The following is a 15,900-nucleotide window of genomic DNA, read 5'->3' as shown; positions in this document are numbered from 1 at the left end:
TAAGTTGCTGCTCAATATCAAATTTAGTAATGAATTGTTAAGTCAAAATTTTGAAGTCAATCACTAAATCACTCATTCACAATTCACAATTTCAAAACATGACAAACGAACAAAAACAATACGCTACCAAAACAATGTTAGGATTAAAACTCCCGACTGACCCACGTTGGGTAAATATCGCTGAAAAAAATATTGAAGAAATCTTGATTGACCATGCTTATTGCGAGCAAAAAGCGGCTTCGTCTTGTATTTCACTAATCATTCAATTTCCTGAAAAAGAAAAACTCAGAGAAGTATTGATGCCAGTGGTTTCGGAAGAATGGGCGCATTTTAGAATGGTGATTAAAGAATTGGATAAACGTGGCTTGGCTTTGGGGAATCCTCGAAAAGATTTGTACGTGCATCAATTGTATGAAGGAATGAAACGTGGCGGTTCTCGTGAAGAACAACTGGGCGAAAGATTATTTATGAATGCCCTCATTGAAGCCCGCAGTTGCGAACGTTTTAGATTACTTTCTTTAGAAATTTCGGATGAAAGTCTTAGAGAATTCTACCATGAATTGATGATTTCGGAAGCGGGACATTACGTAAACTTTATTGACCTAGCGAAAGAGTACTTGTCTGAAAATTATGTGAAACAACGTTGGAATGAATGGCTAGAAATGGAAGCAAACATTATGAAAAATTTGGAGTTGAGAGGGGATAGAGTGCATTGATTTTTTTTAAAAGATTCAAGATACAAGAGACAAGATTTTTGGGTGGAGATTTTAGGGTTTTTGGACTTTAAGACTTTAGAACAAAAGATTAAAGATATAAGAAACAAGATTCTTTTGGACTTTGGGATTTTAAGATAAAAGATTCAAGATACAAGAAAAAAGATTTTTTAGACTCTGGGATTTGAGAACCAGAGATTTTTAGATTACAATTAGTCCTGTACTAAGGTTTTGTTTTGTCTATAAAATAAAATTGATGTAGCGGCAACTCTTGCAGTTGCCGCATTCAAAATGGCAACCGCAAGGGATTGCCGCTACTTGTTTAGTTTATCAAGCTGTTTTACCTTTTTGTCAGCTTAACAAACTACTAAATGACATTTCACAATTAATAACTCATACTTCATATTTATAATCATCTACAAAAAATGAAGTTTGATAATTTTCAAATCTTCAAATTTCCAAACTTTCAAATTAAGCTATCATGCAAACTTTCCTCGACCAAGCCGCTGAATATATTTTTAAACAACATTCCCTCAATCAGCTCAGTCGGGTTTGTATCGTGATTCCTTCTCGTCGTGGGGTTTTGTACTTCAAAGATGCTTTGGCGAAGCTTTCTGATAAACCTTTTTTAGCTCCCGATGTACTGGCTATCGACGATTTTGTGAATACCATGACGGGCGTTCGCCAAATTGATCAAGTGGCTTTATTGTTTGAATTGTACGATGTTTTTAAAGAAATTGACCCCAATGTTGTGTTTGAAAGATTTATGACTTGGGCAAGTACTTTGCTGAATGATTTTGATAAAATAGACCAATATTTAGTAGATGCCAAAGCCTTGTTTTCGTATATGACGGAAGCCAAAGCCATAGAACGTTGGCAAATGCAATTGGGAGAGTCGCAGAAAGATAAAAATCTTAAAACCGACCGCACCGACCGATACTTCAAACTTTTCGAGAATATTTTTACAGTTTACCAAAATCTTCGTCAGCATTTGGCAGACAAGGGTTTACATTATCGTGGAATGGCGTATCGTGAGTTGGCTGATAATGTTGAAAAATATATTTTAAGCAAAGAGCGTCATACAAAATATTACTTCGTGGGCTTTAATGCCTTGAGTGATGCCGAAGAAAAAATCATTCGTACTTTATTAAAACGAAAAGGTTTTGCTGAAACCCTTTGGGATTCAGATGCTTATTATCTCTATAATAAAGACCAAAAAGCTGGAAACTGGCTTCGTTATTACAAAAATGGCGACGAGAAAAATGGTATTACTCCCCTTTTTAATGAAGAGTGGAAATGGCAGTCGGATGAATTATTAAAAGGCAAAAAGAAGATTCAAATTATTGGAGTAGCCAATGCCAGTGTACAAGCAAAAGTAGCAGGACATCTTTTTAAAGATTGGGAAAACACTTCAAAAGTCGATTCAACTGTTCCTAAATCGCAGACAGCAATCGTTTTGGGTGACGAGAATTTATTAGTACCTGTGATGAACTCTTTAGATGAATCAGTCAAAGATTTTAACATTACGATGGGGCTTTCTTTGCGAAATTCTATGCTATTTACGTTGGTTGATGCTCTTTTTGAATTACAAAAGAATTTAGTAGAATTTAAAACAGAAGACGGCGGAACGGTAAAAATTCCAAAATTCTCGCATCGACAAATTGTAAGGGTGTTGAATCATCCGTTTTTGAGGAGGTATGAGTTGATAAGGTTTAAACCTCACCCCCCAGCCCCCTCTCCTGTTGAGAGGGGGGGCATTTCTGCGAGTGATTCTTTTTCTGATGAAAAAGAATACTTTCAGGCTTCAGTAAACGATTCTTTACTTTCTGAAAGTAACACGTCAGAAAGTAAAGAATCAAAAAACAGTTCCACCTCTCAACAGGAGAGGGGGTTAGGGGGTGAGGTTATTCATAACGTTTTCACCACCGACGCCCAAACATGGAAATACCTAAAACCCTTTGTAAGAGAAAACCGCATTGAATCTACCAAAGCAGAGGAATTATTATGGCAACTCCTTCGCAACCGACAGTTTGAAAACTATAAGTTCAGAAGACAGCATGCAGTTTTGGGTTATATCGTCGATTTTATCAATATCGAACACAACTTAGTTATAGAATTGGATGGAGAAATCCATGAGAAAGATGATAATCCAAAATACGATATTTACCGAACACAAGAATTAAATCAACTTGGCTATAAAGTACTTCGTTTTAAAAATGAAGAGGTGTTGGGAAATGTTCAAAGAGTACTGGATGAGATATTGAGGGTAATTAGAGGAGGAGAACTAAAACCTCACCACCCAACCCCCTCTCCTGTTGAGAGGGGGAGCTTTTCTACTTTTGACGATTCTACTCTTAATAAAGAGCAGAATCATCAAAAGAAAAGTGCTACAAATATTGAATATAAACCCTCCAATCCATCGAAAGAAAACACCCCCTCTCAACAGGAGAGGGGGCTGGGGGGTGAGGTTTTAAACCCCATCCGTAAAACCCTCCGTGAAATCACTGAAAGAAATCGTGTTTTTCTTAGCTCAAAAGAGCTTTTAGAAATTGCTGAAAATGAACCACTTTTCGAGAGTATTTTTAAACACTGGCATAACAAACCTAAAAATGCAGTCAAGTGTTTTTATGAGTTAATCGACTTATTAAGAGAAGTTTATAAAGAAAATCAAGATGCGATAGAAACTGAATATCTCTATCAATTTTACTTGATTTTACAAAGAATGGAAGTGATTCTGGAAGAACGTGGCGACACCGTTAGTATCCGAAGTTTCAAAACTTTCTTGTATGAATTGATTAAACAAACCAAAATTCCTTTTGAATCTGAAACGGATGAAAGTTTACAAATCATGGGAATGTTGGAAACCCGTACCCTTGATTTTGAAAAAGTAATCATTTTATCGGTCAATGAAAAAACACTTCCGCAAGGTAAAAGACAAAATACTTTAATCCCTTTTGATGCCCTCAGCGACCCACAATTTAACTTACCTACGCACAATCACGCTGATGCCGTAATGGCTTACCACTTTTTTAGGCTCATGCAGCGTGCCAAAGAAGTAGTACTTGTACATGTTTTGCCTTCGGATACTTATGGAGCTGGCGAGAAAAGTCGCTTTATTTTGCAGATTGAGCATGAATTATCTAAACTAAATCCTAATCTTGATATTACTTATCCGAATGTGAAATTTATTGGTTTGGAAGAAACTGAGGATAAAGAAGAAACACCTTTGTTGATTCAAAAAACAGCCGATATTTTGGCATTTATTGAACAAGAAATTACTGAAAAGGGAATATTCCCTTCTCAGATGAATCAGTTTTTGGATTGTTCGCTCAAGTATTATTTCACACGCATTGCGGGAATTGCTCAGGAAGAGGAAGTAGAAGAGAAAATAGGAGCGGATACGTTTGGGAATTGGATTCATAAAACTTTTGAAAATATCGACAAAACCTTTGTAGAAAAAGGCAGTAAAGTAGAGAAAGAAGATTTACAAACAGTACTCGAAAACATTGATACTTATCTGAAAGAAGCCTTTCTCCAAACCAATCAAGGTTTGAAAGCTGATGATGGCATGAACTTTATTCTCTACCAAATTGGGGAAACGATTGTTAAGAAATTTATCAATTACCAATTGGAAAATGAGGTTTTCCCGATTGAATTATTGGATGTAGAAAAAACGCTGAAAGTAACGTTCAATGCCCAAGTAAATGATAAAGTATTACCCGTTAAAATTGCAGGTAGAATAGACCGATTGGATAGAGTGTCGGGCAATAAAATCAGAGTAATTGATTATAAAACGGGTAAAGTTGAAGCCAAAGAACTGACCATGAAACCAGAAGATTTGGAAGAAAAACTCTTAGGCGATACTGATAAAGATAAATTCAGACAACTTTGGTTGTATAAATACATGGTATTGAAACAAATGCTTTCAACCAAAGGCTTGAGTATTAGAGGAACGAAATTACCCGAAATTGATAATGAAGTAAGTGCAGGTATATATTCATTCAGAAATATTGACGCAGGTTTATTAGAACAACAAATTGCCTTTAATGCAGGCGAAACAGCGATGGAATTTGTAGCCGATTCCGAAAAATACTTACAACAATTCGTCAGCGATTTACTCAACCCCGAAACACCTTTTGAAAAAACCAAAGACCAAGACAAATGTCAATACTGTGATTATAAAAGGATTTGTGGCAGATAGGGTTAATGATTCTTATCTCACAAATTCCGAATCTTAGCTCAGAAAAGCTGTATGCTAATACACTTTTTCTGACTTGCAATACACAAAATCTAAGTTATGAGTCTGAGAAATGGAGTTAAAGCTCACTAAAAGTGTATTGTAGCTCAGAAAATCCGAGTTAGTACTCAGATTGACTGCCTTATTACTCAGAGAAAGTGAGTTCTAATGCACAAAAGCTGTATTCAAGCTCAGTTTTTCTGAGAACACTCTTGTAAAATTTCATTGTTATAAAAAATAGCTGATAGCTCAAAGCTGATGACTAACAGCTTAAATCAATGAAACTTCAACTCATGTCTCAACCCTGAATATTTTCTTAAATCTAAAGCTAAAGCACCAATTTTTAAGGAAACCTCTGCTCTTACTGGAATTTTATTTTCATCGTCAGTCACCCACATTTTTACAGATTCTTCATCTGAAAAGAAATTATTTTTAGGTAGCTGTGGCGTGATTTTGAAAGTACTTATTTTACCAAATTTGGTGTTAATCGTTTCTTTTCCACGATATTTCAAACGCATGTTATATACTTCGCCTTCAAAAAAGAAAGTAACTGGAACGGCATCACCAACATTCATTTTGGAAAAATCAATCGTTCTGATAAAATAATAGCCACTTACTACGTCTTGGATATACTTAGGAAGTGTGTAGTTTTTCTTCTCTTGTTCATCATTCAATTCGAATAATTTAGCCGTATTCGTATTATGATTAAAGATGACTCTTTGCTCTTTTCTATAATTTCCCTCTTGTTTTTTCATGTAAAACTGTTGAGGTAAAATCTGAGAGGCATCAATATAGGAAGTCCAAGTATCACGTACTTTGCTAATCCAATCTGTCACGCCAACGGTGCGAGCAACAATTCCAACTTTATAACAAGGACGCCCATTGGCATTTTGTAATTTATCATCAACGTCAACAATTGCTTCAGCGGCATTTACAAAACCGTAATGCACACGATATTCAATATGTTCGCCAGTGCCAAAACTATCTTGTTCAATTACTCTTTCCTGAAGTGCTGATTTGAAACCCATTGCTGTGATGATGACGATGAGAAGCAAAAATATTTTTTTCATATCACTATCTACTGATTATATTTCTTTTGGAAGAATTTCAAAAACTGGTCGAAATTCCCATTAAATTGTTTTTGGAATATTTCTTCAAATTCATTCTGTTGAGAATGGTAGGTTTTAAAACCTACGAAATAGGCATTGTTGGGTAATTCTTTTTTGCTGATTTTTGGTTTGGGGAGTACTCGTAAGCTTTTATAAATAGTATCTTGGTTTACTTCAATTTTTTCAATTAACGCATACTTTAATGAATCCTTGCGTGCATCTAAAATATTTTTACCTTTGAAAGTTTGATAAAGGCTATCCAGTTTCAACGTTCCTCGGTTTAAATGTCTTATGTACTTGTCTCGGATGATTTTTGCTTGAAGATATTTTTTTAATTCTGGTGAATCAAGACCATATTTATGAATTAAAAAACGCTTCGCACCATATTCTCCAATTGAATTTGCAAGGTTTTCACTTGTTTCATGATTATCCTTCACAAAAATTGTTCCATGAGACATTTCGTGAATAATAAGGTTCGCTAATTTCCCATCTGAGTAATAAAGCATACTTGATAAAATAGGTTCGGGTAGCCAACCTAATGTAGAGTATGCGATGCCTTGCCCCATTTCGGTATCATAACCTTTTCGTTTCCAAACCTTTTCTTCTTGATAAGCAGCTGTAGAATCAAAAAAACCTTTGTAGGCAAAACTACCAATAATGGGGAAATCAAACATAACGGCTTCCATTTCATAGCGTTTTGCCACCGTCAGCAAGTAAACCAAAGGTTTGCCAGATTGGTCATAGAGCGTCTGATAGACATCTGGATTATCGTGTAATCCCAGAGAATCAATCGCAAAACGGCGTACTTCACCAATAAATAAGATACGTTTTTTTAAGGAATCGGGTACGGTTTTATCTGCTAAAACTTCTTGCAATGGACGAGTATTAAAAGCAACATCCAAACCGCCTTTGGCTTGTTGGTAAAAATAGACTACCCATACTCTTTGCCAGAAAAGTATTAAAGTAATTAGGGCTAAAAACAAAAAAACAATTTTATATTTTCGACGAATATTGAATGCCATAGAAAGTAGATATTTAATACGATTAAATTCATTGTGAGCAAATTATTGAAAATATCTTAGAATACACCTAAAATCTTTTGATATGAGTACCGATTTGCTTGCCACAAAATTATCATGATTTGAATAAATGCCTTAAAACAGCTAATCATTTTGTAACTTGCACAAAATTTCGGGAAACCAATTAAAGATACAAATCAACAATGAAACAAATCATCTTCACTGAAAAAGCACCCGCTGCTATCGGCCCATATTCGCAAGCAGTACTTTCTAATGGAACATTGTACATTTCAGGGCAAATAGCCTTTGCTTTGGCAGAATCAGGAGCAAGTATTCAGGATGAAACTCGTCAGGTAATGGAAAATTTGAAAGCAATTTTAGAAGCTGCCAACATGACTTTCGCAAACGTAGTAAAAGCTTCTATTTTTGTAAAAGACATGAATAATTTTGTAGCCATTAATGGTGTTTATGGTGAATATTTTTCAGAGAATCCTCCTGCACGTGAAACCGTTGAAGTGGCTCGTTTGCCAAAAGATGTGAATGTAGAGATTTCTTGTATTGCAGTAATTTAATTTTCAAAAAATGTCAGATCAAGTAAGAGTACGTTTTGCACCAAGTCCAACGGGAGCTTTGCACGTGGGCGGTGTTAGAACAGCATTATATAATTATTTATTAGCCAAAAAGTTGGGCGGTAAAATGTTACTTCGTATTGAAGATACCGACCAAACTCGTTTTGTTGAAGGTGCAGAAGATTATATCATCGAAGCCCTTTCGTGGATTGGCATTACGATTGATGAAGGAGTAGGAGTTGGCGGCCCACACGCACCCTATCGCCAGTCAGAACGAAAGGCGATGTATATGGATTATGCGATGCAACTCATCAATTCAGGAAAAGCTTATTACGCTTTCGATTCAAGTGAAGAATTGGATGCCATGCGTCAAACTTTTGAAAGCCAAGGTTCAGCATTTCAATATAATGCCGCTACTCGTGGACGTTTGAAAAACTCTTTGACGATTTCTGAAGAAGAAACTCAAGCTAAAATTGCCGCAGGCGAACCATTTGTGATTCGTTTGAAAGTACCAGCCAAAGAAGAAGTACGTTTCAAAGACATTATTCGTGACTGGGTTCATGTACATTCATCAACGATGGACGATAAAGTACTGATGAAGTCGGACGGAATGCCAACTTATCACTTAGCCAACGTTGTGGACGACCATTTGATGGAAATTTCACACGTAATTCGTGGAGAAGAATGGTTGCCTTCAGCACCTTTACACGTATTATTGTATCGTGCTTTTGGTTGGGAAGATACCATGCCACAGTTTGCTCATTTACCTTTATTATTAAAACCAGAAGGAAATGGTAAACTTTCAAAACGTGATGCAGATTTAGGCGGTTTTCCAGTTTTCCCTTTAGAATGGAAAAATCCAGACGGTTCAATTGCGAAAGGTTTCAGAGAAGAAGGATATTTGAATGATGCAGTAGTGAATTTCTTAGCTTTCTTAGGTTGGAATCCTGGTACTGAGCAAGAGTTATTCTCGATGGAGGAATTAGTTGAAGCCTTTACTTTAGAAAGAATCAACAAAGCAGGAGCGAAGTTTGATATTAATAAAGCGAAGTGGTTCAATCAGCAATATTTGAAATTACGTTCAGATGAAACTTTGGCAACAGAATATTTGCCGAACTTTGAATTAGATAAAGCGCTGAAAATAGTACATTTATTCAAAGAAAGAGTAACTTTCCCACAAGAAATTACGAAAGAAGCCGAAGCACTTTTTGTAGCACCGACTACTTATGATGAAGCCGTAGTTGCGTCGAAATGGAATGACGATGCGAAGAATGGAATCACTGCTTTCAAAGATGCTTTGCCAGCTTTAGATAATTTTGTAGCCGACGAAATCAAACACGTTATGAATGATGAATTACAAAAATTGGGCATCAAAATGGGAAAAGTAATGCAAGCTTTACGTGTAGCAACCACTGGAGCAGGAGCAGGACCAGACTTAATGTTGTCGATGGAAATTATCGGAAAAGAAGCTGTAATTACTCGTTTAGAAAAAGCTTTGGCGGTTATGTAAGTGATGAGTTGTGAATTGTGAGTGATGAGTAATTAATATGTTGAATGTACTAATTTTGAACTTCAAATTTTCAAATTCATAAAATGGCAAAGAAAAAAGAAACTCCTAAAAAAGAACTCCCAAAAGTTCATAATGAACTTGATGGATTTGATATTTCAATCAACTCTTTTGGTGAAATCAATAGAAGTATTGATATTGAAAAAATCAATGAGTTTTTGAATAAACACATGGACGATAAAAAATTGAGAGGAAGAGAATAATCTTTGCTTTCAATCAATCAAAAGATGAATATAGATCAAGAATTATTACAAAAGATTGCTCATTTGGCTCGTTTAGAAATGCCAGAATCAGCTGAAAAGGAAATGAAAGATTCTTTGGAATCGGTATTGAATTGGATGTCGGAATTGGATGAAATTGATACTTCAAATGTAAAGCCACTTACTCACATGAGTTTAGAAATCAATGCTTTGCGTGAAGATAAAGTAATTCCAAACATCAGTCGAGATCAAGGTTTGAAAAATGCTCCAAAACAAGATGGGGAATATTTCAGAGTTCCGAAAGTAATGGAGTCATAAAATTAAAAAAGAGGGTGTCTTTCTAAGGCATCCTCTTTTTTGATGAATTATTTTTTGTTTTATAAAAGCTTGCTAATAATATTCTCAACAGATATTCCTTCTGCTTCTGCCTTGAAGTTTCTAACAATTCTATGACGAAGTACAGCCATTGCTACATCCTTTACATCTTCAATATCTGGCGAATATTTTCCACTAAGCAATGCATTACATTTAGCCGCTAAAATTAAGTTTTGAGAGGCTCTTGGTCCAGCTCCCCACTCTAAATATTTATTTGAAATAGCATCTGCTAATTCAGTGTTTGGTCTTGTTTTATGAACAAGCGTCACTGCATATTCTACTACATTATCAGCAATAGGTACTCTTCTTACCAATTGTTGATAGGCTAATATTTCTTCGCCTGAAACTTGTTGTGATACTTTGTATTTCTTGTCTGAGGTCGTATTTTTAACAATGTCTAATTCTGCTTGATAAGATGGATAATCAAGCGTTACCATGAACATAAAACGGTCTAATTGTGCTTCTGGTAATGGATATGTACCTTCTTGTTCAATTGGGTTTTGAGTTGCTAAGACAAAGAAAGGTTTATCTAAAGCATATTTTTTGCCAGCAACTGTTACCGAATACTCTTGCATGGCTTCTAAAAGTGCAGATTGCGTTTTTGGGGGCGTTCTGTTTACTTCATCTGCTAAAACGATATTGGCAAAGATTGGTCCTTTTACAAACCTGAAATTACGCTCATTATCTAATGTTTCTGAGCCGATAATGTCAGAAGGCATTAAATCTGGAGTGAATTGTATTCTGTTGAAATCTAAATCTAATGCACCAGCAATAGTTTGAATGAGAAGTGTTTTTGCCAAACCGGGTACACCAACCAATAAACAATGTCCTTGACAAAAGATAGCGGTAAGAAGCATTTTAACCGTTTCATCTTGACCGATAACAACCTTTCCGATTTCTGAAGTAAGTTTCTGATAGGATTCTTTTAAAGCATCAACTGCTTCAACATCTGACTTAAATTGAACCATATTTTCTATTTTGTTTGTCGATTTTGTGTCTTTTTACACACAAAATTTTGCTTACTATTTTATGAGATGTACTTATAACGAAAAATGTCAGGTTAATCGTAGTTTAACCTGACACAATTTAATTTAAAACAAGATTTTTACCAAAGAATAATGAATCTTAAAATCACTGATCGTTCGTTTTCATGATATTACATTCTTTATATTCATCAACAATGTAAATAAATACATCGTTTTTGGCGGTAGCAAACCATTTTTCAATGGCTGTATTTCGTTTTCTGTTCAATGCGTAATTTGACATTCTTTGGAAATCGTCTTCTAAATTCGCATAGTGTGGAGGATGTTTTGCTTTGTAATATAAAATTCTTACTGCCGAACGTCCATCTTCAGTTCTGTATGGCATTGGTGGAGTAATTGTTCCTACCGTCATTGAATCAATCGTGAAATATAAACCAGATTCCATCGTGCCATCTAAAGCCATTTTTATCGAACGAGTTTGTGGGTCAGTAATCATTCCACCACCATCTTGTGTTGCTTTATCTTCTGAGAATTCTTTCGCAGCACGTTCAAATTTGATGCTATCTCTTTGAATCAATACTCTGATACTATCTAAGAATTTTGTTGGTTCTACAACGTCTAATCTTTGATAGTCTGGTCTTAATAAAATGTGTAAAGCATGATATTCTTGTCCACGTACTTCTAATAATTTAATTAAGTGAAACCCAAATTCAGATTCAACTACATCCGACATTTGATTAGGCTTTAATTTCAACGCTGCTGCTTCAAATGGAGCAACCATTTGCCCACGTTTAGCAAAACCTAAATCGCCACCTCTTTTTCCTGAACCTAAATCTTCGGAATATAATTTAGCCATCTCTTCAAATGACTCTCCATTTTCAGCTCGTTTCTTATAATCGTATAACCTTTTGTATAATTCGTTTCTTTGTGACTTGGTTGTTTTTGCGAGCCTTACAATATGTCCAATCTCTACTTCAGAAGGCATATAAGGAATAGAATCTTTAGGAATTGCTTCAAAGAAACGTCTTACTTCTTTAGGCGTAATTTTTACATCACTCGTAATTTTTTCTTGCATTTTACGAGTTGTCAATTGTTCTTTAATAGCTGAACGAAGTTCATCTTTTAGGGAAGCAATACTTTTGCCATAAGCTTCAACAATATTTTTCTGAGAGCCAAACTGTTGTTCCATTTGTTCCATTCTGGAAGTAAGTTCAGACTCTACTCTTTTGTCTTCAACAGTAATTGAGTCAATCTCAGATTTTGCTAACATCATTTTGCCAACTACTAAACTTTCAAAAATTTGACAAGTAGATGGTGCTCCAGCCTGACCACTTTGTTTGTATTGTTGTACTTGTGATTCTAACTCTGATTTTAAGATATAATGGTTGTCAACTTTTGCAATGATTTTATCAATTACAACTGGCGTTTGTGCCTGTATTGCTTGACAAAAAAGCAGACAGATTGCAAAAAGGGAAATGAAGAATTTCGAAAATTTCATCTAAAAAATGAATTAATATGAAACGTACAGGGCTTTATGGTTTTTGAAAATGTACGTAGATTGACAAAGATAACGTTTTTTAATCTCTAATTTGATATGCTTGCACCGTTAAAAAGTGTTAAGAACACCGTCTAAATCATAAAGAGAGAATAAACAGGCTGTTGAATATGAAAAAAGTCAAAAGAGAAATGTATTTACTTCTGCTTTTGACTTTCTTGTTTAATCTAATACTCTTTGAATTTCACTTTCATTTATCGTTAATGGATACTTAGCTTTTAATTGATTGAGCCATTCATCAGATAGTTGTTTTTGGTAGTCTCTGGTTACTTGTCCACGAGCTTCTTTAAAAGTTTTTGTTCTTGGTTCTTCAACTTTTTGAATATTGACTGAAACAAATCTACCTTTGACGTTAATATTTTTTTCTCCTAAAGTCCATTCAACAGCACCTAAATATTCATTTTCATCTTTTTTGAAATAACCTTCTTCGGCACTTAAACTGTTTGGTTTTAAAGCATTAAAACGTTTTACAACATCTTCCATCGAATCAGATAAGAATCTAATGCCAATTCTGCTGTTTTTACTTCTATCCGTTTTAGAAACTGGCTTATATTTTCCATCATCTTTTTCGATGATTCTCATTGGCGATACGCCACTATTGATTAATAGATTCACCGCTTTTTTCGCTCTTTCTGCCGAAATACTTTCTTGCTCTTCAGGGTCAGAATTTCCCGTTACTTCAACAACATAATCTCTGTTTTTTAATAGAATGATGTTTAAATCATACAACATTTTTTGAGCATCGGCAGAGAATGCAGATTTATCTTTTTCAAAATAAATATCAGGAAATCTACGATTCATCGGATAAGGCGCTTTGGCTAACAGCGTTTTGGCTTGTTCCAAAGTTTCTTTGCGGTCGCTAGTGATTACTTTCGCTAAAACTCTGTGCGTGTATTGGTATTGGTCTATATGCTGATTGTAGAATTTTACTTGTGCTAAAGAATCTAGCGATTTTTCAAACACATTATCATTCAACATCTGTTTTTGAAGAATACCTTCTCTGTATTCTTGAATATCAGCACGAAATTCTGGGAATTTTACTTCAAGGTTAGCTTCTTCAAATCTTAAGTTTTGATTTTCTACAAATAAATCGTACCAATCTTGTGGAGTCTTTTCATCAAGCGCTTTTAGTTTGGCTAATTGACGTTGATGTTTGGTGACGAAAGTATAAAAATCTTTAACGGTTGAAACCGATTGATTGATTGTGAAAAGAGTTTTACTTAAATAGTCTTCAGAACCAATTCTGTCTTTGTAGAAATTGTCGATAGCTTCTTGTTTTACCGAAACAGTTTCTTGGAAGTTATTATCTTTTTGTAAACGCTTTACTAAATTATTTTTGATGATGACATTGCGTGAAGCATCAGCATTGATTTTTTGGCGGATAAAAGGTGCCATTTCATCATATTTTGGCAAGCTTTTCTTTTCAATAAGTCTGAAAATATGCCAACCTAATGAGGTTTGAATAGGCAAAGTGTAGTCGTTTTTTTCTTTTAATGCAAAAACTGTTTCTACAATTTTCTGGTCAATCAATGTACCAGCATCCCAAAATCTATTCATTACGCCACCATTATCTTTGGTGCGTGGGTCTTCAGAAAATGCTCGGCAAACTCCTTCAAAAGGTTCATTTCTTTTGAGGTATTCATAAGCTTCGTCAATTTTCTTTTTAGCAACAGCAGCTTCGTCTGATGAAGCATTTGGAGCAAGACTTACAAGAATGTGTGCTAATTTTACCTTCCCTCTGAAAGAATGTCTATCTAATACTTTTATCAAATGAAAACCTTTGTTGGATCTAAAAGGAATAGACATTTCGCCTTTTGGAGTATTGTAGGCGGCAGTTTCAAAGGTGTAATTGTTTTCTAATACCGATAGAAAACCTAAATCACCGCCTTTTATTGCGGAGTAAGTATCTTTAGAATTTGTTTTAGCTAATTGTTCAAATGATTCGCCTTTTGTAATTCTGGCTCTGAGCGCCCTTAGTTCATTATAAGCCGCCATGGTATCGGCAGGACTAGCATTTTTTGCTAAAGGAATAAAAATCTGAGCTACTCTTACTTCCTCACGCATTCTTTCATACGATTCTTGGATGAGTTTTTCTAATACCTGTTTATCAACTAAATATGGATTGGCTAATTCTTTGCGGTAAGTATCTATTTCTTCACGAAAAGCACGAGTAGTATCTTTTCCCATGCGTTCTGCCGCATACACAACTAACTTATAATTGATATAATTATTGATAAATTCTTTCTGATTATCTTTTCTGATGCTATCGCTTTGAAGAAGCTTTTGGTAGGTTTGGGCGAATTCCTTTGAGTTGATAGTTCTATTCCCGATTTTAAGTACATAATTTTCATTTTGAGCTTCGGCAGTGGCTACCGTTATCAATAGTAATGCAATTAGCCTGTATATTCTGGTTAGTGATTTATTCATTATTTTTCAATCTTAATTGTTTGAAGCAATTATTTTCAAACCTTGATACCCCTAAATTTATTCGCTTCAACACACAAAACGTATAAGTACATAGTACCTTATGTAACTATTAAATGCTTATGTTTATTGTAAGAGAATTACAAAAATATAAATAAAAAACCAGCAAAGTATTATGTGTATTTTATTAAAAACCAGACATAATGCAGTAACTTGTTGTTTATTAGTAGATTACTATTTTAATAAAAAAGAATCAACGAATTTTTAACTCATAAGTGAGTTTGTATCGGAAAGTGTTTTTGAGATGTTCGCCTTCAAAGGTTAAATCTACAGGATAGTTTTTCTGAGTATTTGAGAGGGAATCTAATTTTAGTTCAAAAGTGCTTTGTCCGAGTAAATCGTCTTGGTCGAAACGGTCGGCTACTTTCAAGCCTAAACCAGCAGCTTGTAAACTGGCGAAAACAATTGCCAAAGGGGTTTCGTATTCAGCAATATTGATAATGGTAGCGGGAATTTTAGCTAAACCTCCTAATTCATTGATTTTCTTGATGGTACTCATTGCTTTTTCGTAATTATCAACTTCCATCAAAATTACAGATGATAATAATGTTCCCTTTTCAGGAATAACAATTTCTAATTTTTTGAATTGCTCAGCTTTTACAATTTGTCCTTTTTTTAAGCTTTCTACGCCCCAAGAAGTATTCACTACTTTCAATATTTTTTTGTTTTCATCCACTAGCGTTAAAGCATAAGTCAAAGAAACTTCATCTGCAAAACTTAAATCTTCTTCTAAATCAATGGCTTCAATTGATTTAATAGAGATTTCTACAATTTTATCTTTTTTAACCACAGGCGTTGTAACTGTACTTGTTGTACTGGCTACTTTAGCACTTTTACAAGCAGTAAAACAAAGGCTGATAGCAAAGAAGAAAACGATTTTTTTGAAGACAAAACGCTTTACGATATGTTGAAGATGAATAGAAAACATTGTGATAGTGTTAGTGATTTTGTTTATTACTCAAAATAGGGCATTTCTGTGCTTCTTTGCAAATTTTCTTTTAAGTGATTGAAGATGTCAATCGTATTCATTAAATCTTGGTATTTACCAACATTTCTTATTTGCTCATGTACCAAATTTGTAACATCAAT

The 15,900-nt window shown here is 34.7% G+C and carries 12 protein-coding genes; 6 read left to right on the top strand and 6 right to left on the bottom strand.

All coding sequences use genetic code 11. From position 1 onward, the window contains the following. Positions 1 to 98: 98 nt before the first annotated feature. Together ABID42_RS09775 and ABID42_RS09770 are read left to right on the top strand one after the other, a co-directional pair. Entirely contained in the window at positions 99 to 716 is a 618-nt protein-coding gene (locus tag ABID42_RS09775) for a MiaE family protein (RefSeq protein WP_367283505.1), read from the top strand. A 478-nt stretch (positions 717 to 1,194) separates the two neighbouring features. Beyond that, entirely contained in the window at positions 1,195 to 4,914 is a 3,720-nt protein-coding gene (locus ABID42_RS09770; protein WP_367283504.1) for a DUF559 domain-containing protein, read from the top strand. Between the two features lie 311 nt (positions 4,915 to 5,225). Here the strand turns inward: ABID42_RS09770 and ABID42_RS09765 are convergent, their stop codons facing one another. Continuing rightward, positions 5,226 to 6,020 (bottom strand): DUF3108 domain-containing protein, encoded by a 795-nt coding sequence (locus ABID42_RS09765; RefSeq protein WP_323255604.1) that lies wholly within the window; start codon positions 6,018 to 6,020, stop codon positions 5,226 to 5,228. Positions 6,021 to 6,028: 8 nt separating this feature from the next. Further along, positions 6,029 to 7,081 carry an aminopeptidase gene (locus tag ABID42_RS09760; RefSeq protein WP_367283503.1) on the bottom strand — a complete coding sequence of 351 codons (1,053 nt, stop codon included), beginning with the start codon at positions 7,079 to 7,081 and terminating at the stop codon, positions 6,029 to 6,031. 200 nt (positions 7,082 to 7,281) lie between these two features. Between ABID42_RS09760 and ABID42_RS09755 the strand changes: the two genes are divergently transcribed. From ABID42_RS09755 to gatC, 4 genes are all read left to right on the top strand, one after another. Next, positions 7,282 to 7,650, top strand: coding sequence for a Rid family detoxifying hydrolase (locus ABID42_RS09755; protein WP_323255608.1), 369 nt, complete (start codon positions 7,282 to 7,284; stop codon positions 7,648 to 7,650). Positions 7,651 to 7,660: 10 nt separating this feature from the next. Continuing rightward, complete coding sequence (gltX, locus tag ABID42_RS09750) at positions 7,661 to 9,157, top strand: glutamate--tRNA ligase (RefSeq protein WP_367283502.1); 1,497 nt, start codon at positions 7,661 to 7,663, stop codon at positions 9,155 to 9,157. 83 nt (positions 9,158 to 9,240) lie between these two features. Then, complete coding sequence (locus tag ABID42_RS09745; RefSeq protein WP_184134445.1) at positions 9,241 to 9,417, top strand: hypothetical protein; 177 nt, start codon at positions 9,241 to 9,243, stop codon at positions 9,415 to 9,417. A gap of 24 nt (positions 9,418 to 9,441) precedes the next feature. After that, a complete protein-coding gene (gene gatC, locus ABID42_RS09740; RefSeq protein WP_367283501.1) occupies positions 9,442 to 9,732 on the top strand; it encodes an Asp-tRNA(Asn)/Glu-tRNA(Gln) amidotransferase subunit GatC in 291 nt (96 codons plus the stop codon). A gap of 59 nt (positions 9,733 to 9,791) precedes the next feature. On the opposite strand, the gene ABID42_RS09735 is transcribed toward gatC, so the two are convergent. The 4 genes from ABID42_RS09735 to ABID42_RS09720 form a co-directional block, all read right to left on the bottom strand. Beyond that, the gene (locus tag ABID42_RS09735) at positions 9,792 to 10,757 is read right to left on the bottom strand and encodes an AAA family ATPase (protein ID WP_367283500.1); all 966 of its coding nucleotides are present in this window, start codon (positions 10,755 to 10,757) and stop codon (positions 9,792 to 9,794) included. 163 nt (positions 10,758 to 10,920) lie between these two features. Continuing rightward, positions 10,921 to 12,270, bottom strand: coding sequence for a peptidylprolyl isomerase (locus ABID42_RS09730; RefSeq protein ID WP_367283499.1), 1,350 nt, complete (start codon positions 12,268 to 12,270; stop codon positions 10,921 to 10,923). 219 nt (positions 12,271 to 12,489) lie between these two features. Further along, positions 12,490 to 14,754 carry a peptidylprolyl isomerase gene (locus ABID42_RS09725; protein WP_367283498.1) on the bottom strand — a complete coding sequence of 755 codons (2,265 nt, stop codon included), beginning with the start codon at positions 14,752 to 14,754 and terminating at the stop codon, positions 12,490 to 12,492. Between the two features lie 250 nt (positions 14,755 to 15,004). Then, positions 15,005 to 15,739, bottom strand: a complete 735-nt coding sequence (locus ABID42_RS09720; RefSeq protein ID WP_367283497.1) for a hypothetical protein — start codon at positions 15,737 to 15,739, stop codon at positions 15,005 to 15,007. Between the last annotated feature and the right edge of the window lie 161 nt (positions 15,740 to 15,900).

The sequence above is a fragment of the Arcicella rosea genome, assembly GCF_040543805.1.
Taxonomy (GTDB): domain Bacteria; phylum Bacteroidota; class Bacteroidia; order Cytophagales; family Spirosomataceae; genus Arcicella; species Arcicella rosea.
This window is presented reverse-complemented; position numbering and strand designations above follow the sequence as displayed.